This window comes from Streptococcus mitis (assembly GCF_946190285.1).
Taxonomy (GTDB): Bacteria; Bacillota; Bacilli; order Lactobacillales; family Streptococcaceae; genus Streptococcus; species Streptococcus mitis_CP.
The window spans coordinates 15,370-36,721 of record NZ_CAMHZX010000007.1; the positions used below are offsets into that span (position 1 = coordinate 15,370).

The 21,352-nt window shown below is 40.3% G+C and carries 20 protein-coding genes; 3 read left to right on the forward strand and 17 right to left on the reverse strand.

Translation table 11 applies throughout. The features are described 5' to 3' along the window. The 13 genes from N8L39_RS08215 to N8L39_RS08275 all read right to left on the reverse strand — a co-directional run bounded on the left by N8L39_RS08215 (position 1) and on the right by N8L39_RS08275 (position 14,021). Entirely contained in the window at positions 1–807 is an 807-nt protein-coding gene (locus N8L39_RS08215; protein WP_000950038.1) for a metal ABC transporter permease, read from the reverse strand. After that, positions 800–1,504 carry a metal ABC transporter ATP-binding protein gene (locus N8L39_RS08220; protein ID WP_261010720.1) on the reverse strand — a complete coding sequence of 235 codons (705 nt, stop codon included), beginning with the start codon at positions 1,502–1,504 and terminating at the stop codon, positions 800–802. The genes N8L39_RS08215 and N8L39_RS08220 overlap by 8 nt, the downstream gene beginning before the upstream one ends. Then, entirely contained in the window at positions 1,504–1,944 is a 441-nt protein-coding gene (gene adcR, locus N8L39_RS08225) for a zinc-dependent transcriptional regulator AdcR (protein ID WP_050261773.1), read from the reverse strand. The genes N8L39_RS08220 and adcR overlap by 1 nt, the downstream gene beginning before the upstream one ends. A gap of 152 nt (positions 1,945–2,096) precedes the next feature. Continuing rightward, positions 2,097–3,365 carry a D-alanyl-lipoteichoic acid biosynthesis protein DltD gene (dltD, locus tag N8L39_RS08230; RefSeq protein WP_261010719.1) on the reverse strand — a complete coding sequence of 423 codons (1,269 nt, stop codon included), beginning with the start codon at positions 3,363–3,365 and terminating at the stop codon, positions 2,097–2,099. Continuing rightward, positions 3,358–3,597, reverse strand: a complete 240-nt coding sequence (gene dltC / locus N8L39_RS08235) for a D-alanine--poly(phosphoribitol) ligase subunit DltC (protein ID WP_000351967.1) — start codon at positions 3,595–3,597, stop codon at positions 3,358–3,360. Before dltC ends, dltD begins: the two co-directional genes overlap by 8 nt. A 13-nt stretch (positions 3,598–3,610) precedes the next feature. Further along, complete coding sequence (gene dltB, locus N8L39_RS08240; RefSeq protein WP_261010718.1) at positions 3,611–4,855, reverse strand: D-alanyl-lipoteichoic acid biosynthesis protein DltB; 1,245 nt, start codon at positions 4,853–4,855, stop codon at positions 3,611–3,613. Next, positions 4,852–6,402: a D-alanine--poly(phosphoribitol) ligase subunit DltA gene (dltA, locus tag N8L39_RS08245; RefSeq protein ID WP_261010717.1), complete on the reverse strand. Its 1,551-nt coding sequence runs from the start codon at positions 6,400–6,402 to the stop codon at positions 4,852–4,854. Before dltA ends, dltB begins: the two co-directional genes overlap by 4 nt. A 20-nt stretch (positions 6,403–6,422) precedes the next feature. Further along, positions 6,423–6,554, reverse strand: a complete 132-nt coding sequence (locus tag N8L39_RS08250) for a teichoic acid D-Ala incorporation-associated protein DltX (protein WP_000813667.1) — start codon at positions 6,552–6,554, stop codon at positions 6,423–6,425. A gap of 311 nt (positions 6,555–6,865) precedes the next feature. Continuing rightward, the gene (locus N8L39_RS08255) at positions 6,866–8,044 is read right to left on the reverse strand and encodes a ryptide export MFS transporter (protein ID WP_261010716.1); all 1,179 of its coding nucleotides are present in this window, start codon (positions 8,042–8,044) and stop codon (positions 6,866–6,868) included. 239 nt (positions 8,045–8,283) lie between these two features. Beyond that, complete coding sequence (locus N8L39_RS08260; RefSeq protein ID WP_000980824.1) at positions 8,284–8,988, reverse strand: MIP/aquaporin family protein; 705 nt, start codon at positions 8,986–8,988, stop codon at positions 8,284–8,286. A 70-nt stretch (positions 8,989–9,058) separates the two neighbouring features. After that, a complete protein-coding gene (glpO, locus tag N8L39_RS08265) occupies positions 9,059–10,885 on the reverse strand; it encodes a type 1 glycerol-3-phosphate oxidase (protein WP_261010715.1) in 1,827 nt (608 codons plus the stop codon). A 41-nt stretch (positions 10,886–10,926) separates the two neighbouring features. Beyond that, a complete protein-coding gene (glpK, locus tag N8L39_RS08270) occupies positions 10,927–12,435 on the reverse strand; it encodes a glycerol kinase GlpK (protein WP_261010714.1) in 1,509 nt (502 codons plus the stop codon). A gap of 158 nt (positions 12,436–12,593) precedes the next feature. Next, complete coding sequence (locus tag N8L39_RS08275) at positions 12,594–14,021, reverse strand: helix-turn-helix domain-containing protein (RefSeq protein WP_261010713.1); 1,428 nt, start codon at positions 14,019–14,021, stop codon at positions 12,594–12,596. A gap of 164 nt (positions 14,022–14,185) precedes the next feature. Here N8L39_RS08275 and hslO point away from each other — a divergent pair, with 164 nt between their 5' ends. Genes hslO through N8L39_RS08290 form a run of 3 tightly spaced genes read left to right on the forward strand, consistent with a single transcriptional unit; the run spans position 14,186 to position 16,572 of the window. Next, positions 14,186–15,058, forward strand: coding sequence for an Hsp33 family molecular chaperone HslO (hslO, locus tag N8L39_RS08280; protein ID WP_261010712.1), 873 nt, complete (start codon positions 14,186–14,188; stop codon positions 15,056–15,058). Further along, positions 15,045–16,025, forward strand: a complete 981-nt coding sequence (gene dusB / locus N8L39_RS08285) for a tRNA dihydrouridine synthase DusB (RefSeq protein WP_000183308.1) — start codon at positions 15,045–15,047, stop codon at positions 16,023–16,025. Before hslO ends, dusB begins: the two co-directional genes overlap by 14 nt. 1 nt (position 16,026) lies before the next feature. Next, on the forward strand, positions 16,027–16,572 hold the full coding sequence (locus tag N8L39_RS08290) for a cysteine hydrolase family protein (RefSeq protein ID WP_261010711.1): 546 nt from the start codon (positions 16,027–16,029) through the stop codon (positions 16,570–16,572). Between the two features lie 151 nt (positions 16,573–16,723). Here the strand turns inward: N8L39_RS08290 and N8L39_RS08295 are convergent, their stop codons facing one another. The 4 genes from N8L39_RS08295 to N8L39_RS08310 are packed head-to-tail and all read right to left on the reverse strand — an operon-like array spanning position 16,724 to position 21,343. Next, a complete protein-coding gene (locus N8L39_RS08295) occupies positions 16,724–18,991 on the reverse strand; it encodes an ABC transporter permease (protein WP_261010710.1) in 2,268 nt (755 codons plus the stop codon). Next, entirely contained in the window at positions 18,988–19,665 is a 678-nt protein-coding gene (locus N8L39_RS08300) for an ABC transporter ATP-binding protein (protein WP_000614115.1), read from the reverse strand. The genes N8L39_RS08295 and N8L39_RS08300 overlap by 4 nt, the downstream gene beginning before the upstream one ends. Before the next feature lie 8 nt (positions 19,666–19,673). Further along, a complete protein-coding gene (locus N8L39_RS08305; protein WP_024057547.1) occupies positions 19,674–20,450 on the reverse strand; it encodes an AAA family ATPase in 777 nt (258 codons plus the stop codon). Next, the gene (locus N8L39_RS08310) at positions 20,450–21,343 is read right to left on the reverse strand and encodes an AvrD family protein (RefSeq protein WP_261010709.1); all 894 of its coding nucleotides are present in this window, start codon (positions 21,341–21,343) and stop codon (positions 20,450–20,452) included. Before N8L39_RS08310 ends, N8L39_RS08305 begins: the two co-directional genes overlap by 1 nt. Between the last annotated feature and the right edge of the window lie 9 nt (positions 21,344–21,352).

Sequence of the window (21,352 nt, forward strand, 5' to 3'; positions counted from 1 at the left end):
CTATTTGATAAAACGTCTTACTAAACTAATAAGTAAAAAGACAGTTACAAAAATAATGGTAATACTTGCACTTGCAGGTGTTTCTGCATAGTAGGAAATGTAAAGTCCTGCCACCATTCCCAAAAATCCAATCGCACTGGCAAGCAGCATAACCGATTTAAAGTTTTTCCCCAGACGCAGAGCAATACTAGCTGGCAAAACCATAATGGTCGACACCAAAAGAGCTCCTGCTGCAGGAATCATAAGAGCAATAGCTACCCCTGTCACCATGTTAAAAAGAATAGACATGGTACGAACTGGCAAGCCATCCACAAAGGCCGTATCCTCATCAAAGGTCAAGATATACATTGGACGAAGGAAGAGGAAGGTCAAAATCAAAACAACCGCCGCAATGACAAAAAGGGAAATGACCTGCTCTTCGCTGATAGTCACAATCGAACCAAAAAGGTACTGGTCCAAACTCATTGAGCTAGAGCTTTTACCCTTACTCATGACAATCAGAGAAACAGCCAGTCCTGTTGACATGAGGATAGCTGTCCCGATTTCCATAAAGCTCTTGTAAACCGTACGGAGATACTCCAGAAAGACCGCCGCAATCAAGACAATGGCAATCGTAGAAACTGTCGGAGAAATCCCCAAAACCAGACCAAAGGCTACACCTGAAAGTGAGACGTGGCTAAGAGTATCACTCATCAAACTCTGACGACGCAAGATAAGGAAGGTTCCAAGAACTGGCGAGAAAAGACTCATAGCAATAACAGCCAGAAAGGCACGTTGCATAAAGTCATAAGATAATAAACTAAGCATGGCCCACCTCCTGATCATTCTCATGAACGTTGAAACAACGCCATGGCGAGTCTTGGTTACGGACTAGATGAATATTGCGGTCCGCATAATCCTTAACTTCTTCAGGGTCATGGGTAATCATCAAAACAGCCTTGCCATGATGATGGGCGCTATGGTGCATGAGTTCGTAAAATTCATTTTTACTTCCTGCATCCATCCCCGTTGTCGGCTCATCTAGGATAAACACATCTGGGTCAGAAGCAAACATACGCGCAATCACCGCTCGCTGCTTTTGTCCTCCAGAAAGAGACCCCAAGCGTTTGTCTCTGTGTTCCCACATACCAACTGAGTTCAGACTGGCCTTGATATGCTCCTCATCATGAGCATTCAAGCGACGGAACCAACCCTTTCGCGGATAGCGGCCCGACTTGACAAATTCATAAACCGTACTTGGAAAACCCGCATTAAAACTGGCAATCTGCTGGGGAAGATAGGCTATTCTCAATTTCTTGCCTTGCGTATTTGTCTTTGAAATGGTCACCTTACCAATGCGTGGCTGGAGGATCCCAAGACTAGCCTTGATCAGTGTCGTCTTAGCCGCCCCATTTTCCCCTGTCAAGGTAACAAATTCCCCACTATCAACACTATAATTGATATGTTCAAGAACAGGCTCCTTATCATAATAGAAGGACAAATCCTCTACCGTAATATATCTCATTATTTGATTTCTCCTACTAAAGCAGTCAAAAACCGCTGAATCACTTTTTGTTCATTTGGAGTAAACTGAGTTGCCACTTGTTCATAGGTTAAAAGTGTATGCTCATGGTGATGATGGTGCTCCTCAGCAATTGGACGAGCCAATTCAGTCAACTGATAAAAAATCACACGCGCATCCTTAGGATCCTTGGATGTCTCCAGCATCCCTTCCTTGACCAAAGACTTAATAGCCTTTGTAACTGCTGCCTGACTGACATTGAGACGACGAGCCAACTCTGAATTTGTTAAAGATTCCTCTGACAAAAGCATGAGGATATGCTCCTGAGTATTGGTCAGGGCCACCTCGCTAGTGCAATGACCTATTAGGATTTCATGCTGATTTTCTGCCTGCAAAATCACCTCATTCAAAAAGGCATCGATATCCTTCGCTAGCTGTCTCATATGTTACTCCTTTCCTTTCAGACTTCTCCATTTTAAGAGAAAAATACTATTCTTTGAAATTTTATTTACTGGTTAATTATATCACAACCAAAAAAAGAGTCAAGAAAAAACGTGAAAACTGGTTTCATTCTTGAACTCTTCCATATTATTATCTATTGAAATTCCTTGACATCTCCATCATAAGTCGCCCAGTCTTTACTGAAAAAGCGCTCATTAAGATGGTAAGTCGGAGCTGGGGTGGGATTGGAAAGGAAAGGATCAACGGCCTTGTCAAAAGCCAACCAACCCAACCAACCAAGGTGGATGGTGTCCTTCATAAAGAAAGGCTCCCCGCCATCCTTAGAAAAATCTGCTATATTGGTAAAACCTTGACTTTCTAACTGGTAGCGAATCTTCTGCACCGTTTGTTGGTACATATCTTCTCGTAAACCAGCGTAGTCCATCCATTTTTTATTAACAGGTGGAATGATAAAAATCGGGTTTACCTTAGATTTAGAAAACTGTGTCAACACCAACTGCAAGTCATTATACTCTGGCGACTTGAGATAAGTAAAGCTTTTCTGAGAATCCTTTAATTTCTTCAAATCCTTCTTAATCTGCGTATTATAGAAATAATTTTCCATTCCCAGATCATTATTGGAAGTATTCTTTTCTGCATCTGCTTTAACAACATCTTCTATGGCTTGATAAGAAAACTGGTCTGGCAAGGTCTTTAAATACTTAACTACATGCTTATCGTAGTTGACATAGCCTCTAACTGAAAACTGACCAAAAAAGGAAGCTTGGCGTTCATTAAACCGAGCTAATAATTCAATCATTTCATTGTCTGCAGACGACAATTCTTCTTTACTTGCCAACTTCTGAACCAAGTCCTTCATAGCTACGTTTGGGAACTGCTGCAGTAAGCGAGTCGCTGCATATTGACTAGCCTGATCTCCAGATTGATGTTCCAGAAAACTGGTCAACTGGTCTCCATTAAAATACTGCTGAAAAGCTGCTGGCTCATAGCCATTTTTACTAAACCACTGGGGCGAGATAACATATACAACTTGTTTATTCTCCAGTTGTGGCAACATCTGTTGCATCCCAAAATACTGATTGAGCGAGGCAGCTCCCCTCTGTCCTAAAAGATAGGGGCGATAAGAGCGGTTGTATTTCTCAGCCAATACTGCAGGATGGGCACCGTCAAAACGAAGCCATTCACTGGAGCCAAAGAAGGGAACAAAACGCATATTTGGATCAGATAGTGCTCTGACCTTTTGACTTCGCTCCTTAAAACTATCGATAGTAGTAGCCACCGCCGAACGCTTTTCAGCTCCCAGATCATGGTGCATCTCAGCAGGATAGAAAAAGATAAGCAGAAAAACCAACAAACCAGCTATCAAGACCGGTCCGAAGATCATCCATAAGCGTTTAAGCATTTTGTAGCTCCACAATACCAGCTATGATTTTATTGGCTGTATTCCAGTCGTCACGACCAAACTCTGTTACAGGGACACGAATATCAAAACGGTTTTCAATCTCCACAATCAACTCAACCGTTCCCATACTATCCAAGACACCTGCATCAAAAAGATCTTCATCCATCATGTCAGAAACATCTTCCATAAACAACTCATCAATAATTTCGATAACTTCTGATTTGATATCCATATTTTATTTCCTTTTATTTTTTAAACCATAAATCATTCAAGAATCCAGAAAAGATTAAGAATGACAGCATGACGACATGGAAGGTGACAACCATGCCAAGCAACTGAATCCAGCGATTCTCAGGTAGAGCAGCTTTCCCTGCTTTTTTCCGTTCCTTATTGAGCGTTTTTTTCTTACGAATCCAAGCGTCATTGATGACCAAGCCCAATCCATGAAAGAGTCCATAGGCGATATAGTACCAGGTCACACCATGCCAAAATCCCATAATCAGCATATTTACAATGTAGGCCACACTTGAGGTTACATTACGATTTTTAAAGACCTTCTTTCTGGTCAATACCATCACCATCCGCATAAAGACAAAGTCACGGAACCAGAAAGAGAGACTCATGTGCCAACGATTCCAAAATTCCTTCAAATCCCTTGATAAAAAGGGCTTGTTAAAGTTGATGGGGCTACGGATTCCCATCAAATTTGAAATGGCTAAGGCAAACATAGAGTACCCTGCAAAGTCAAAGAAGAGCTCCAGACCAAAGGTATACATGACTGCCAAGGCATAGTGGTTAAAGAAACCACCTGACTGCAGGGCTAGATTCTTCAAAGGAGGTAGTAAGGTTTCTCCTAAAACATGAGCCAAGATAAACTTGTACAAAAATCCCCACATGATATAGCGAACGGATTCATCCAGCATATCCATCAACTCATCCCGCTCAGGAATGGTCTGATAATTTTCATTAAAACGCTTAAAGCGATCAATTGGACCACTCGAGAAAGTCGGCATGAAGAGAAGAAAACGGAGGAATTCCCAAAGGGTAAAATCCTTAATCACTCCATCTCTCAGCTCGATGATAATCCCAACCGAACGAAAGGTCAGGTAAGAAATTCCCAAAAATCCAAGCAAAGACTGCGTTCCATTGATAGCTGGCTGCACCTTGACAAAGATAATCGGAAGGAGGGATAGAAAACTAACTAGGTAGAAGACCCACTTGCCATCCTTACTTTTTCGATAATGCTTGTAGAAGAGTAGGAGCAATATTTCCCAGCAAAGATAAATACCCAAGGCTGCCAACTGATTGGTCTTCCCACCTACCAACATGGTTACGATAAAGAAGAGACTAACCAGCACTTCATACCAGGCAAAGCGTTTCTTGAAAAAGAGACCGATAAAGACGGGCAAGGTTGCAGCAATCACATAGACAAAATACTGAGGATTGCCGTAGGGCTCTAAATGAGGAAGCTGTTGAAAGAACTCCATCATCTCTTATTCACCTCGTTAATCAATCCTTTTATGTCAATTTTTCCATTTGGAGTCAGTGGCAAACTGTCTCGATAAAGGAATTTAGACGGCATCATGTAGGACATCATGATATCTATAAGGTCTTCCTTGATAGCCTTGGTAATATCGATATCACGCTCAAACTGCTCACGAACACCGTCTTTCAAGATGACATAAGCCAATAGATTTTGCACCTTGTGGTCTTTATTATAACGTGGTACAGCTACAGCAGACTCGATAAAGCGAGACTTATTGAGGTTTTGAGAGACATCTTCTAGCTCAATGCGGTAACCGTTGAACTTAATCTGGAAGTCCATGCGTCCGCCGTAGAGAAGCAAGCCTTCATCTGTCATAGTTCCCACATCTCCTGTATGGTAGGCTGGCAGCCCTTCAAACTCAAAGAAGGCTTCTACCGTTTTTTCAGGATTGTTCATATAACCTTTTGAAACAGCTGGTCCAGAAACAATGATTTCTCCCTGTTCGCCATTTGGCAATTTATTGCCGTCCTCATCAATGATAAAGGTTGGAGAGTCGGCCTTGGTATAGCCGATTGGTAGGCGTTTGAGAGTCGCCAACATCTCGTCTGTCACAGCAACTGCTGACAGGGCTACTGTCGCTTCTGTTGGGCCATAAGCATTGATAATACGGGCATTCGGGAAACGCTCACGCAGTTTTTGAGCCGTTTTGACCGTCAATTCTTCACCATCAAAGTAGAAATGCGTGATTCCAGGCATTTTCTCACTATTAAAGTCTTCTGACAACATGGCCATATCCGCAAAAGAAGGCGTTGATGTCCAGATAGCGATTGGCAATGAAAAGATGGTCGCAAAGAGTTGCTTAAAGTCCTGAGTAATAGCTGAAGGGAGGGCAAAAAGTGTACCACCCAGTGCCAAGGTCGGAGCCCAGTACATGACAGACAGATCAAAAGAATAAGGTGGCTGAGCCAGCATTTGCGGACGACTTGGCGTCGCAAATTCCTTATCCGTAATCATCCAGTTAGTAAAGCTGAGGAGATTATCATGTGAAATCTGCACTCCCTTTGGCTTACCAGTCGTACCAGAAGTAAAGATGATATAGTAATTATCATCGCCCTTGACTGGATGCGTTATTTCATAGTTATTCCCTTGAGCAAAGGCTTCTTGAACCTGAGCTAGAGTCATCATCGGTGTAGAAACCTGCTCCAATGGAAATTCTGAAATGGCAATAATCAAACTTGGCTCCGCTACTTCTAAAATAGCTGAAACTCGCTCCAAGGCCGAATGGCTGTCAATAGGAATATAGGCATGACCTGACTTAGTCAAAGCTACAAAAGTTGCCAACATTTCATACTCTTGGCCACCAAAAACAACCACAGGAGACTTCTCTGGCAAACCTAGTTGGTCAATGGCTGCAGCCAAACTATCCGAATCAGCCTTCAAATCTCCATAAGTGTGTTCCTGCCCCAAAACATTGTAAACAGGATAGCTAGGCTGTGTCTGAGCAAAATGCTCAATGGTTTCAATCATATCTACTATTGGTTTATTTGACACAATAGGAATTCTCCTTCAAGTTAAAATTCATTATAGATAAAGCTTCCTTGACCCTGACCAAGATAGCTAAAGAAGTAAAGCAGCCCTAGAAAGATAAGAAAATACAAGGCTGTCCGACCAAGAAAGAGGTACAATTCTTTTCTCTGTTTCATCAAGAAAAACCATTCATTTCTGTAATTTTTTGCTAAATAAGATAGACTCTTACTATAGTATTTTTCTACCATTGTACCACTTTATAGACTAGTTTTTCAATTGTTTACCGCACATTTTCACTAGATTTCAGTTTATTTTAAGGATTATGCGCTTTTTCTATGTATATTTTAAATAGAGTGAAGCTGGGCAAAAATTCAATTTCAGTAGAAAATGAGGTAAATCTTCCTATAATAAAACACACAATATCAAGTTTTTTCAACACCCGATACTATGCGCTTTTCTAATTTTTCAAGACTTTTTTACCAGTCTCTCATTTAAAATAATCTCGTCTGATATAAATTAAAATAGCTTCTATCATCAGACAAATGGCTGATAGCCAAAAACTGATGCTAATACCAAAACTCTCAGTAATATAGCTCATTAGCAAAACAAATACTGAAAATGCTAGTGTCGAAATCACTTCCAGAACGGAATAGACATTAACCAAGTTATTTTCCTCTACTGTTTCCTGAAGAAATACACTTTCAGGAACTTCTTTTAGCTGCGATAACATACCAACTAAAGCTGAAAATACTAAAAACATCTGTGCATTTGGAAAAAATAGAATAGTCAGTGTCACTATTGCCATGGCTACAAGAGAAAAAAGAATACTTTCCCATTTAGCAGCAAGGAACTTTTCAGATAGCCTAAAAGCAATTAAGCCACTAATTATAATACCAATAGAGTATGCTGTATTAGAATATCCCCAGTAACTTTCCGTTTTATTTAATAGCTCAGTTACAAAGACAAGTATGATAGACGAAACCCAAATCGTATTTGAGAAAATTTCAAATAAATTTGCTGATACAAAAAGTCTTAATCTAGGATCTCTGGCAACTAACTTCCAACCTTTGAGCAAAATTTCAAGATTTGTCTCTGACTCTAGCACCTCCACTTCAGCCTTCGGAAGAAATAACATCAGAAAGCTAGAAATGATATACAAGATTAAAATGATAAACGTGGTAGGTAACAGACCAATTGTTGCAAACAAGAGTCCACCCAACCCCCACCCTACCAATTGAACAGCTTCACCAGTCATTGACAAGGCTGAGTTAGCCTTACCCAAATCGGTCGCATAGCGTGGCACAATAGCATAGGAAACAGGTGCTGCAAAACCATCTAATATTGAAATTGCCACAACAAATAGATAGGTTACCAAAGGCGCTACGGATTGCATTACGATAAACATTCCTACCAGTATCGTTAATAATATAGTCTTTCCAAATTGAGATAAAGACAAAACCCTATTTAGCGCTAACCTTTTAGTAACTAAAGGAACTAAAAGACTCGCAACAAAAGAGGATATCCCTATTAAAATGGGAACTAGTGACGTGGCAATTACTGATTTTGAAATAATGTATATGTTAGCAATGATGGTTACTCTAAAGAAAATATCTGCTAAATTTGCAAACAATTGAGAGACTAATAACTTGATAAATGAATTAGACATATAGCGCTCCCCCTTTAGTTACAAACTTTGGAATTAAATTTGATTTTTAATATTTTAGCATAAAATAGCAGAAAACAAAAGTGAGGTTTTTTACATGAGAAAGCAAAAGCTAGTGCCTTTATTCTTCCTATTTTTTGAAGGAATTATTATCGTTGATTGGATAGTACTAATAAGTTATACTCAATGAAAAAAGCCTGAGATTTTCATCTCAAGCTCTATCAACATAATTGTTTTCTAGATTAGAAAAGTGAGAATACAAGCACGGCCAAGGCTGCACCGATAACAGGTCCCACAACAGGAATCCAGGCATAAGACCAGTCTCCGTCTCCCTTGTTTGAAATTGGAAGGATACTGTGCATGATACGAGGTCCAAGGTCACGCGCAGGGTTCAAGGCATAGCCTGTTGTCCCACCTAGTGATAGACCGATACCGACAATCAAAGTTCCCACTGCAAAGGTTCCGATTCCTGCTTGAAGGTCATAAAGTCCCAAAGCAAAGATTGTTAACACCAAAACAAAGGTTCCAAGGATTTCGCTAATCAAGTTTGATACAGTATCTTTGATGGCCGGTCCTGTGCTGAAAGTAGCCAAAATATTTCCTGCATTTTCCTCTGCCTCATAGTGCGGCTTGAATTGCAACCAAACCAAAATCTGACCGAGCATAGCCCCTGCGAACTGAGCTAAGATATAAGGGAATACTGATGCCCAAGGCAGACCACCTTTTAAGGCCACACCGATGGTCACAGCTGGGTTTAAATGAGCTGGACTGAGCTTGCCAGATACAAAGACTGCAACCGCAACGGCAATCCCCCAACCCATGGTAATCACAATCCAACCTGAACTGTTGCTCTTGGTTTTAGGAAGAACCACACCTGCAACAACACCATTTCCTAGAAGAATTAGGATTAAAGTCCCTAGAAATTCTCCAAATAATTCATTCATCATCTTTCTGTCTCCATTAAAAAGGAGGAGAGGGTAGACTAGGAGTCCTGCCCGCCACCTCTTTTATTTTTTCTTAATTTTTTAATTCTGCTAAATCGTTGTTAGCAAGAGCTGATTCGACATCAGCACGGTAAGCTGCTTTTTCATCTTCTGTCCATTCATAGAATCGTCCCATTTCATCCAAAACTGGCTCAACGATACTATCCAAACTATCACGCATAAAGAGCATATGGTTGGTACGACGAAGAAGGAAGTCAACTGGGCTAAGAGCCAACTCATTGCGCATTGCATAGTGAAGGGACAAGGTGTCTGCCAAGCTGAGTCCTGGTGCTTGTTCCAAACTATGAGCAAGAGCAAAGACCTTCGGTGCATTTGAACCGTAAAGATTTGCTAGGTAATGAGCTTCCTTGCTATCCAAACCACGTGACACTCCAAGTTGCGCAAAGGCTTCGATTTCTGAGTCTACATTTGCTGGGTTCAATTCCCCACCTGAAACAGGGTATGTCTTAGAGTTGATGAGTTTAAAACTGCGGTCAAATTCTGCTTTGAGGATGTCAACCACGCGCTCCATAGCTCCTTCAGCCATCTTACGGTAGTCTGTGATTTTACCACCAGCAAGGGTCAAGAGACCATTATCATCTCGGTCCAAGCTAGAACCACGAGAAACTGCAGATGGGTCCAAATGTTTCTCAGAGGTACTGCTTTCAAGCTTGCTGACAGCAGACTCAACATCTTCACGCGTTTTTTCTTTAGAGAGATAAGATTCAACAGTAGCAATCAAGTTGTTAAAGCTTTCATCACTGATTGTACCGTTATTTCCTCCATTGTAGTCAGAAGCGCTATTGCCTGCGATCAATGGACGAAGACCTGCCCAGCTACTTTCAATGTCAGCAACTGTAATATTCGCTTCTGGGAAGCGGTTGTTGACAATGCCAAGTAGGTAATCTACATCTTCCTGAGTCACTTTTGGATGTTCCAAATCACCTGTGTAGTCTGTATCAGTTGTACCAAAGTAAGTCTTGTTTTCACGTGGGAGAACAAAGACCATACGGCCATCACCCAAACCTGTATCAAAGTAAACTGGCTGTGAAACCTTGATCTTGCTTGAGTCCACTACCAAGTGAACTCCCTTAGTTGGACGCATTTGTGAGAATTGTGTTCCCTTATTAGACAAATTGCGCACCTTGTCGCTCCAAGGACCTGTTGTGTTAATCACCAGACGGGCCTTGATTTCAAAGACTTGGTCTGTCAACAAATCACGGGCTACGACACCTGTAATCTTGCCACTTTCGTCAAAGAGGAAGCCTTCTGCCTTCACGTGGTTAGCAATGAGGGCACCGTCTTGGTTGGCACGTTTGATGTTTTCAATCACGAGACGCGCATCGTTGTTACGGAAGTCAAGATAAACTCCACCTCCTACCAAACCTTCTTTCTTCAAGTTTGGCTGGCGTTCCAAGACTTCTTCTTTGCTCAAAACCTTGTTTGCAGCAGGCGTATTGTTAACTCCTGCCAAAAGATCGTACAAGTCCATAGCTACTTTAAGACGGAAGAGGCTAAAGGTCGCTCCATCTTCATCGTAAACTGGCAAGAGCATTGGATCTGGTTTTGGAATATGTGGTGCGATTTGTTGAACCACTGCACGTTCTGAAACCGTATCTGACACCACTTCCACGTCAAATTGTTTGAGGTAACGAAGACCTCCGTGAACTAATTTTGTTGAACGGCTTGATGTTCCTTCTGCAAAGTCTTGCATTTCAATCAAACCAGTCTCAAGACCGCTAGCTGCCGCCTGCAAGGCTACACCAGCCCCTGTGATTCCTCCACCGATAATCAAGAGGTCTAGGGTGCGTTCTTGCATTTTTTTAATTGATAATTCACGTGTTTTCTTTGAAAATTCCATATTTACACACTTTCTAATTAAGTCGCTTTATTCTTCCAGTATTAATCGTCGATTTCCGCAAAGACTTGGGTTGCTTTCACAGCCTTCTTCCAGCCCTTGTATAGTTGTTCCTTGCGAGATTCGTTCATCGATGGCTCAAAGAGTTCTCCTGTCTCGTTCAAGAGTTTCAACTCATCCAAGTCCTTCCAATAGCCTACTGACAAACCTGCTAGGAAGGCTGCACCTAGGGCTGTTGTTTCCAAGTTTTTGGCGCGTGCGATATCGATTCCCAAAATATCAGCTTGGAACTGCATGAGGAAATTGTTCATAGCTGCACCACCGTCCACTTTCAAGACTTGGATAGCTGTCTGAGCATCCACTTGCATCGTATCGATGATATCACGGACTTGATAAGCGATAGATTGAAGAGTTGCCTTGATAAAGTCTTCTTTACTTGTTCCACGAGTCAAACCAAAGACAGAACCACGAGCGTTTTGGTTCCAGTATGGAGCACCTAGACCTGTAAAGGCCGGAACGACATAAACTTCGTCGTTATTGTGAGAATCACGAGCATATTTTTCAGACTCTGGTGAATTTTCTACCATACGAAGACCGTCACGAAGCCACTGAATGGCACTCCCAGCAATAAAGATAGAACCTTCCAAAGCATAGTAAACCTTGCCGTTGATTCCGTAGCCAATCGTTGTCAAGAGGTTATTTTCAGACAACTGCATTTCTTCACCAGTATTCATGATGATGAAAGAACCTGTTCCATAAGTATTCTTGACCATACCTGGTTCAAAGGCCAACTGACCAAAGAGGGCTGCCTGTTGGTCACCAGCCATACCTGAGATTGGCACTTCTCCACCGTAGAAATGGAATGGAGCTGTCTTACCGTAGATTTCAGAGTTAGAACGAACTTCTGGAAGCATAGCCTTAGGAATGTTGAGGATTTCCAAAATCTCGTCATCCCATTTGAGTTCTTTAATGTTATAAAGCATGGTACGGGCTGCATTTGAGTAATCCGTCACGTGAGCTGCACCGTCAGTCAATTTCCAAACCAACCAAGTATCGATGGTACCAAAGAGCAATTCTCCTTTTTCAGCTCGCTCTTGCGCACCTTCTACATGGTCCAAAATCCAACGAACCTTAGTCGCTGAGAAGTAAGCATCGATGATCAGACCAGTCTTTTCATGGAATTTTTCCACATAACCTTTACTTTTTAGTTGTTCAGCCAAAGGAGCTGTCTGACGTGATTGCCAAACGATAGCATTGTAGATAGGAAGCCCTGTTTTCTTATCCCAGACAACAGTTGTTTCACGCTGGTTGGTAATCCCAATTGCTTCGATTTGATTTGGCTTGACACCACTTTCGATGAAAGCACCCGCAATAACTGACTGAACAGAGTTCCAAATTTCATTGGCATTGTGCTCAACCCAACCTGCCTGAGGGAAAATCTGAGTAAACTCTTTTTGACTCGAGCTAACCTTTTCTCCTTTTTTGTTGAAAATAATGGCACGAGAACTTGTTGTCCCCTGGTCAATGGCCATGATGTATTTTTCTTGTGACATGTGCTGTCCTCCTGATAATGATCTTGAGGATGTTTCCTCTTTACACTAACTAGTATACAAAATAAAGCGCTTTCTTGTTTATCAACTTTTTTTAATTTTTAAAAAAATGTGAGGAGATTGTGCGAATTTCACAAAAAGACCTGGATGCACCAAGCCTTTTAAGTGAATAATAATTGGCGAATCGCTGCCAAATCCTCCATATCCAAGTCGTTTTTTAAATAATAGACTGGTGTCTGCTCCTTCTTATGAATCGGGTTATTGGTAACCAGCAAATCATAATGCCGAGTTCGGTCATAAGCTTCAATGGTAATGAAGCGATTGTATTCCAAATACCGTTTCAAAATGGCTGACATCCTTGAAAAGACAAGAAAACCAGATGTCAAATCCAGACCAATCCGCATATGCTGACCACCATTTTCAGCCATATATTCGATTAACTGGAGCCATTCCCAGAGAATTTTCTTATCCAAATCCGTCCCCTGTTGAAAGGCAGGTAGAGCATGAAAAATCTCCGCCGCCGTCTCTTTAAAATCATGTTCCATCAACAAATAAGGATGACGATTCTCTAACTGATACTTGTAGCTGTCCTGTAAGATATAACCCTTATATAGATAGACTTGAGCACACAGCTGACTAAGTTCATAGGTGACATGGTCCTCTGTATAATCACCTAGTAACTCCTCCTTCTTCATTTCTTGAATCAATTGCGTCAGCAAATCTGCCAACTGCCCTCCAAAACCAAGGATATATTCCATAGTATGAAGGGGAAGAATGCGATGAGATAGGAGGAAAGAGAAGAAAATCATCATCTCCCCATCCTCAGTTACTAGAGGAAGGTGTTGTCCAGCGAAAAAGGACGGAGCCTTTCGATGCAAACGAAGGTAGAAAATATTGTCAAAATACCCTCGCATTTTTTCTTCTATGACTTGAAACTGACAGGCATTGACCCGGAGACGTTGTTGACTGATGTGAGCCCAGAGAACCAGGTCCAATTTCTGACCCGAAGACAAACTTGCACCGCAGATTTCCTCTAAACTGGCAATCTCCTGCTTTCTCTCTGGCTTCTGCATGTGACCTTCCCACTCCTGACTGGACCAGACCTTGCGGAAAAGACAGAAATAGAAGTAACGAATCTGATGCTCTGGACCTCGCCAACGGCCATTTTGGATGGATAAGTCAAACTCTGATAAAATTTGATTTAAACTAGCCAAGTGGCGGCCAAGCGTAGCCTCACTAATCATCAATTCTTGAGCCAATTGATGGGCTAAAAACTGTTGGTGGTAGAGAAGATAGACCAAAATCTGGTATTTAACAGCATTCTCTAAAAACAAACTCCGAATATCTCTCCCCTTGGTAGCTGCACCGATCGACAGGCGCAGATTTTCATCTTCTAAGTAGATTGTCAGCTCTAAGCCACTGTCCAAAGCCTTGTCATTGAGCAGGGTGACATATTTGGTTAGGGTTGCTTTTGAAAATCCTGTTTCCTCCATTACAGCCTTGACGGTCGTCTGAGACTCTTGTAATAGAAAGGAAAGAATTGAAAATTGGCCAGATTCAGCCTTTTCCATCAAGTCTCCTAAATACATTTGTTACCCCTTTCATGTTCTACCTTAAGCATAGCATAAATCTTACAAATGCTGAAATAATCTGTTTCTCTTTTTATTTCCCTGCTAAATTCCCGGTCCATTATCCTGAAAATCAGCAAACACACGGCTCCCCCTTTGGGCATTTTTATGCTAAAATAGTAGCTATGGATAAAATTATTAAAACTATATCAGAAAGCGGCGCCTTTCGTGCTTTCGTCCTTGATAGCACAGAAACCGTCCGCACTGCTCAAGAAAAACACCAAACCCAAGCTAGCTCAACTGTAGCGCTTGGTCGAACTCTTATTGCCAGCCAGATTCTCGCAGCCAATGAAAAAGGAAATACCAAACTTACAGTTAAGGTGCTGGGATCTAGCTCTCTAGGTGCTATCATCACCGTCGCTGATACCAAGGGGAACGTCAAAGGTTACGTTCAAAATCCCGGTGTTGATATCAAAAAGACTGCAACTGGTGAAGTCCTAGTCGGACCTTTTGTTGGAAATGGTCAATTCCTCGTTATCACAGACTACGGTACTGGAAATCCTTACAACTCTATGACTCCCCTCATCTCTGGGGAAATCGGTGAAGACCTTGCCTTTTACCTGACTGAAAGTCAACAGACCCCTTCAGCAGTCGGTCTCAATGTCCTTTTAGACGAGGAAGACAAGGTCAAGGTTGCTGGTGGTTTCCTAGTTCAAGTCTTGCCAGGAGCCAAGGAAGAGGAGATTGCTCGCTTTGAAAAACGCATCCAAGAAATGCCAGCTATCTCTACTCTTCTGGAAAGCGACGACCATATCGAAGCCCTCCTTAAGGCTATCTACGGTGACGAGTCTTACAAGCGTCTTTCTGAAGAAGAAATCCGTTTCCAATGTGACTGTAGTCATGAACGCTTTATGAACGCTCTTGCCAGTCTTCCAAGCTCAGACTTACAGGAAATGAAAGAGGAAGACCACGGGGCAGAAATCACTTGTCAATTCTGCCAAACTACTTACAACTTTGATGAAAACGACCTGGAGGAACTCATTCGTGACAAATCTTAATACACCTTTTATGATTGGCAATGTTGAGATTCCCAATCGTACCGTTTTAGCACCCATGGCTGGTGTCACCAACTCAGCCTTTCGTACTATCGCAAAAGAGCTCGGAGCTGGACTTGTTGTCATGGAAATGGTCTCTGACAAGGGAATCCAATACAACAACGAAAAAACCCTGCATATGCTTCATATTGATGAAGGTGAGAACCCTGTCTCTATCCAACTCTTTGGTAGCGATGAAGACAGCCTAGCACGCGCAGCAGAATTCATCCAAGAAAACACTAAGACCGATATCGTCGATATCAACATGGGCTGTCCAGTTAACAAAATCGTGAAGAACGAAGCTGGTGCTATGTGGCTCAAGGATCCAGACAAGATCTACTCTATCATCAACAAGGTCCAATCTGTCCTTGATATCCCCCTTACTGTCAAGATGCGTACCGGCTGGGCTGACCCATCTCTCGCAGTAGAAAATGCCCTGGCTGCTGAAGCTGCAGGTGTTTCTGCCCTCGCTATGCACGGCCGTACTCGCGAGCAAATGTATACTGGCCACGCAGACCTTGAGACCCTTCACAAGGTCGCTCAAGCACTGACAAAAATTCCATTTATCGCCAACGGTGACATCCGTACAGTTCAAGAAGCCAAACAGCGTATCGAAGAAGTCGGTGCTGACGCAGTCATGATTGGCCGCGCTGCCATGGGGAATCCTTACCTCTTCAACCAAATCAACCACTACTTTGAAACAGGAGAAATCCTACCTGATTTGACCTTTGAAGACAAGATGAAAATTGCCTACGAACACTTGAAACGCTTGATTAACCTCAAAGGGGAAAATGTCGCAGTTCGTGAATTCCGTGGCCTCGCTCCTCACTACCTCCGTGGAACATCTGGCGCTGCCAAACTCCGTGGAGCTATTTCACAAGCTAGCACTCTAGCAGAGATTGAAGCCCTCTTGCAATTGGATAAGGCATAAAATGGTTCATACGGCTCTACTGATTATCGATATACAAAAAGCATTTGATAACCCTATCTGGGGAGAACGGAACAACCCTCAAGCTGAACAACAAGCATTGAGGGTACTGACACACTTTCGTAAACACGGTCTTCCAGTCTTACACATTCAACACATATCTAATAATCCCCAGTCGCAATTTCATAACAAACAAAATCAGGAGTTTAAAAGTGGATTTGAACCAGTTGCTTCAGAACCTGTCTTTCAAAAAACAGTTAATAGCGCCTTTATTGGAACAAATCTTGAAACATATTTACGAAAAAATCAGATTGGTCATTTAGTCCTTGTTGGTTTGACCCTGCCTCATTGTGTATCTACTACGACACGAATGGCAGCAAATCTTGGTTTTGAAGTCACTTTACTAGCAGATGCCACTGCCAGTTTTACCCTATCTAACAAAAACGGTCAGGCCATCTCTCCTGAGACTATCCATGAGATTAATCTCCTTTCTCTACAGGATGAATTTGCTCAAATTCTTACTACAGAAGAATTTTTAACCCAAGTATAAGTATAAAAGAATCCGTCGACTCTTATTGAGCTGACGGATTTTGAATACAGTAATGTAGTGAACCAATACACAAATAGGTAAATTTGGACCTTAGAACTGATGATTAACAATTATTCATAAATGTCTATAGATACACTCAGAACTGACCATACTAGTCTACCCCCTTTAGAGCACTAATCATGTCAATCTTTCTCATACGAAAACTAATAAAATAAGCAGTCCCTAAGGATGTAAACCAAACCAATAACGTAGCAAAAACAAGGACATACATACTGACATAAGCGGTATACTCAATTCGAATCGTCGAAAATGTTGCTACATACTCTTTCAAAAACCATATTCCTAAAGGAATTCCTACTAGCCACCCAATAAAGGTAGTCAGTATAGTCTCAAAAAGAGTCACCATCTGTAGATATTGATTAGAAAATCCTAATACTTGCAATGTAGCATAGTCTCTCATTCTCTCTACAAAGTTTAAAGAACCCAGATTATAGAGAACAATAATAACCAGTAATAAAGCAAAGCCAATAATCATTAGAAATACACTCATCAAACTAGCTACAAAATCATAGGCATTTTTTTCTTGGCTCCCTTTTTCAATGACAGATAGAACACCTTTGTCTTGCTTAATAGTATCTTGGTCCACCTCTGACCCAACTAATAAAGTATGTGGAGTAAAATCTCCCCCTGCTTTTTCAAAGACTCTAGCATGAAGATAAGCCCCTTGATTGGTTTCACTTGTGACAATCCCTTTTACTTCAAACTTGTAAGTATGACCATCTTGATAGGGAGTCACATTTAAAAAATCTCCGACTTTAATACCTGCTAAACGGGCAAATGATCTAGTTACATACAAACCATCATCTTTCAAAGAATCAGCACTCTCTGTTTTTGCTTGGATCATATCTCCATCATCAAATATAATCAATAAACGGTTGTAGCCATCATCTGGATTAAAATGTGCCTGTGAAATTTGTACACCTTGCCCACCATATCTAGACTTAGAAGATGTATAATCAGCTACGGTCAGTCGTTTTGAATAAGAAAAATCTTCATTGTATGCCTTATCAACAAGATGATTCATGGACACAGGCATACCAATTCCAGCAATCAGTAACATCATACTTCCTGCAACTCCCACGATTCCCATCAAAACTCGAATACGATTAAACAAGGCATCACGAATTGCCCATCTAGAAGGATAAGAAATTCGTTGCCAGATAGAGGAAAATCTTTCCACAAAAACAGATTTAGCAACTTTTTCTTTACCTCTTAAAAATATTGCTGGTAAGCCTCTAGCTGACTCTCTAGAAGCTAAATAGGCAGCTAAAACACAAATAATAATGACTACAATACCAACGACTATTGATGAAGATGAATAAGAGATTTGCCAATTTGGAAGTGTAAACATTGACTTTTGAGTTTCTAGTACAAACCATGACATCAAGGGAGAAATAGCAAAGCCTGCGAAACTTCCTAATAAACTGACTACTAAGCCAAATAAAATATAATGTAAACTGATAGCCTGATTTGAAAAGCCTAAAGCCTTTAATACAGCAATCTCTTTTGTTTGGCCATCAATCAAACGCTGAATGGTTGTAAACATAGCCAAAATAGCTAACAAAATAAAGATAAAAGAAAATAAGTAAGATAAGTTTCTAATTTGCCCAACTCGATCGGTAGCTTCTGATATTTCAGTTAAACTTTTTTGATCTTGATAAGAAACTAAATCGCCCCCAAAAATAGACTCTAAATCTCCTCGCAAATCCACCTTAGAACCGTAAATTTCTAAGGCATTATCTGACGATAAACCCAGAATTCCTTTTGCAATTTCATTATCTGCAATATAACCATAGGCATCATTGTCAGGATTTGGAGCTATATATTCCATGCTACCTGTAAAATAAATCTTATCTGTTGCCTGAACAAATCCTACAATTTCTAAATCTATCTGTTTCCCCCTTGATGAAATAGAAATTGAATCTCCAATCTGTAATTGATTCTTCTTAGCATAATTCCCATCAATCCAAATCGAATCTTGTTTTCCTTCAGAAAAAGGACTTCCTTCTGTTACTGTAACCAGTTGATTATCTGTAATCGTTTCAAGATTGATTCGTCCGTCAGTCTTGTCTAAACGAACAATATTAGCAAATCCTTTCTTTTTACTGATAACTTTTTCAACAGAAGATAATAGTTCAACCTGCTTAATTTTTGATTCATCAATTTGTCTCGCTTGAACCCAAACAACAGGAAGTTCAGATTGTTTCAAATAACTCTCTAGACTCTTTTCAAGTCCATGCCAAGCTCCTTGTAGACCTACAAAGATTAATACACTTAATAGAGACATCAGAAAAACAGAGAAAAATTGTTGCCAATTTTGCCGGAGATCTCTTAATAATTTTATATGAAGATACCTCATCCCAACACCTCTTCATTATTCTCTATTTTTTCAATACTTCCATCTTTCAAATATATAACTCGATCTGCAAATTTAGCAAACTCTCTATTGTGTGTAACCATTACAACTGCAGCATTCCCATTTCTAGAAACTTCCTTCAATAAAGTTAAAATACTATCGCCTGTCTTTGAATCTAACGCTCCTGTAGGTTCATCACACAATAATAGACTAGGCTCTTTAGCCAATGCCCTTGCAATTGATACACGTTGCATTTCACCTCCAGAAAGTTGATTAGGAAAATTATTTTTTCTATGAAGTAAACCAACTTGATCTAAATACATATCAATTTCTTTATTGTTTTTCACTAAATTTGCTGCAATACCTACATTCTCCTTGGCTGTTAAACTTGGAACTAAGTTATAAAATTGAAAAACAAAACCAATTTTATCTTTTCGATAAGCAGATAATTCCTTGTCCGTAAACTTTGTTACTAGTTCCTCATCAAATATAAAGGTTCCTGATGTCGCACGATCCATCCCACCAAGTAAATTTAGTAACGTACTTTTCCCTGAACCTGATGGACCTAAAATAACTGTAAATTTCCCTTTCTCAATGGAAAAACTAACTTGATCTAAAGCACGAACTTCTTGCTCCCCCACCTTATAAATCTTACTAATATTTTGAAACTGAATCATATATACTCCTAATATCTTGTCATAAATTTTATTTTTTCCTTTAATGTAGGCTCTTCATACTGCTCTATGATACGTTTAGATACTGCTTCCCTGTTTTCTCGTATAACCTTTTCAGCTAAGGAAATAGCCTCATCTACTGGAACAACTATTGGCAACTTATAATGTTGAATGATCTGATTTAATCGTTCTTTCTGACTACCTTTTACACAATAAGGTGTTAGACCCAAATTCCTATAAGCTTCATATAATTCCTCATCTGATAAATTTCGATACTCTTCAGATACTGGTCTATGCCCATCTGGATCCATTGCAAACTCTACTGGTAGATGGACAACATCTGTATACCACAATTTCGCATGATTCTTAGAGACAACCCCATAGGCAGTCAAATATTTTTTGAAAAATCGTCGACCTGGAATACCTAAAATAGATTTCATCAATCGATGAATGAATGCTGATCCTGGGTTAATTCCTACCCTCATTCGAACAGTCCCGTAAATCCATTCATTCAATACTGAACCATCTGATAGAAAACTTCCATGTTCCTTGTATAAAATTCCTTCCGTACGAATTCTCTCTTCAAAACGCTTTAGCCCCAGTGCCATTAATTCAGTTGATGACATATCCTGAAATCTTCTTCCAGGATATAAATCTGTCAAAATTTCCCTCGCAGATAAAGCGTCAATTAAGGGAAGGCCCGTTGCAATCGAAAGAGCTGTAGCAGTTGTTGTCTTACCTGTAGAATAAGTTCCTGATATGACTAACCTTAATTCTCTATTTCCCATCACTGTCCCCCTCCATCAGGTAATTTTTGAGCTATTTTACTTTTAAAGACTACCTTATGATCTATATCATATCCGGACATTTCGTAGACTTTCCAATGCTCTTCTCTAATTTTTAATAATCTATTTTTTGAAACACTACCACTAAGCTCTACTACTCCGTTCAAAATTGGTGAATTCAAGTCTGCACTCACTTGCTTCATCCACATGGTATTGCTCTCCTCCCGCGATATCTCTTCTATATGGTAGGCTAACATCTCTGCCATTTGAGAAAAAATAATCAGAAGTTCTAACAAACTATAATAATTCTTTTCTAGACTACCTACACCACTATATTCAATATCTTTGATCAATACTTGCTCTGCTTTACAAGATATACTACTATCTGAAAACTCAACATCGTATATATCATGTTGTCTATCTCTCAAATGAGTTGATAAAAAATCTCTACCTTGTTCTCCTATAGCAACTACATTTTCCATACATTCTAATAATTGATAGCCTAAACAAACTTTCATATCCATTACCAAGCAATCAAATTCAATCACTTGGTTCGTCATTTTGAAATTTTGTAATTCTAATCTTAAATTTACCAATTCTTCTATAGCTTTTATCCCTGACTTTATCTCAAAATGGCTTAACCTATACTGATTTAAGTTCACCCCCATTCTTTTCAGTATTTCACTTCCAAATAAATGAGCTAATACTATTCCATCTAATGTACTCAGGTGCTGCTGTATAATTTCAGATTGTTTACTAGACCACAAACCTTCTTGATGAAGAGACCCAACTCCTTCTAAAATATTTTTCAACTTAACTTCATAAGTCGTTCTCTTATGTCCTCTACCAAAATAGCGATTTCTATTATCTCCAAGTAAATAATCTACTGTTAGCATATCCTTCTC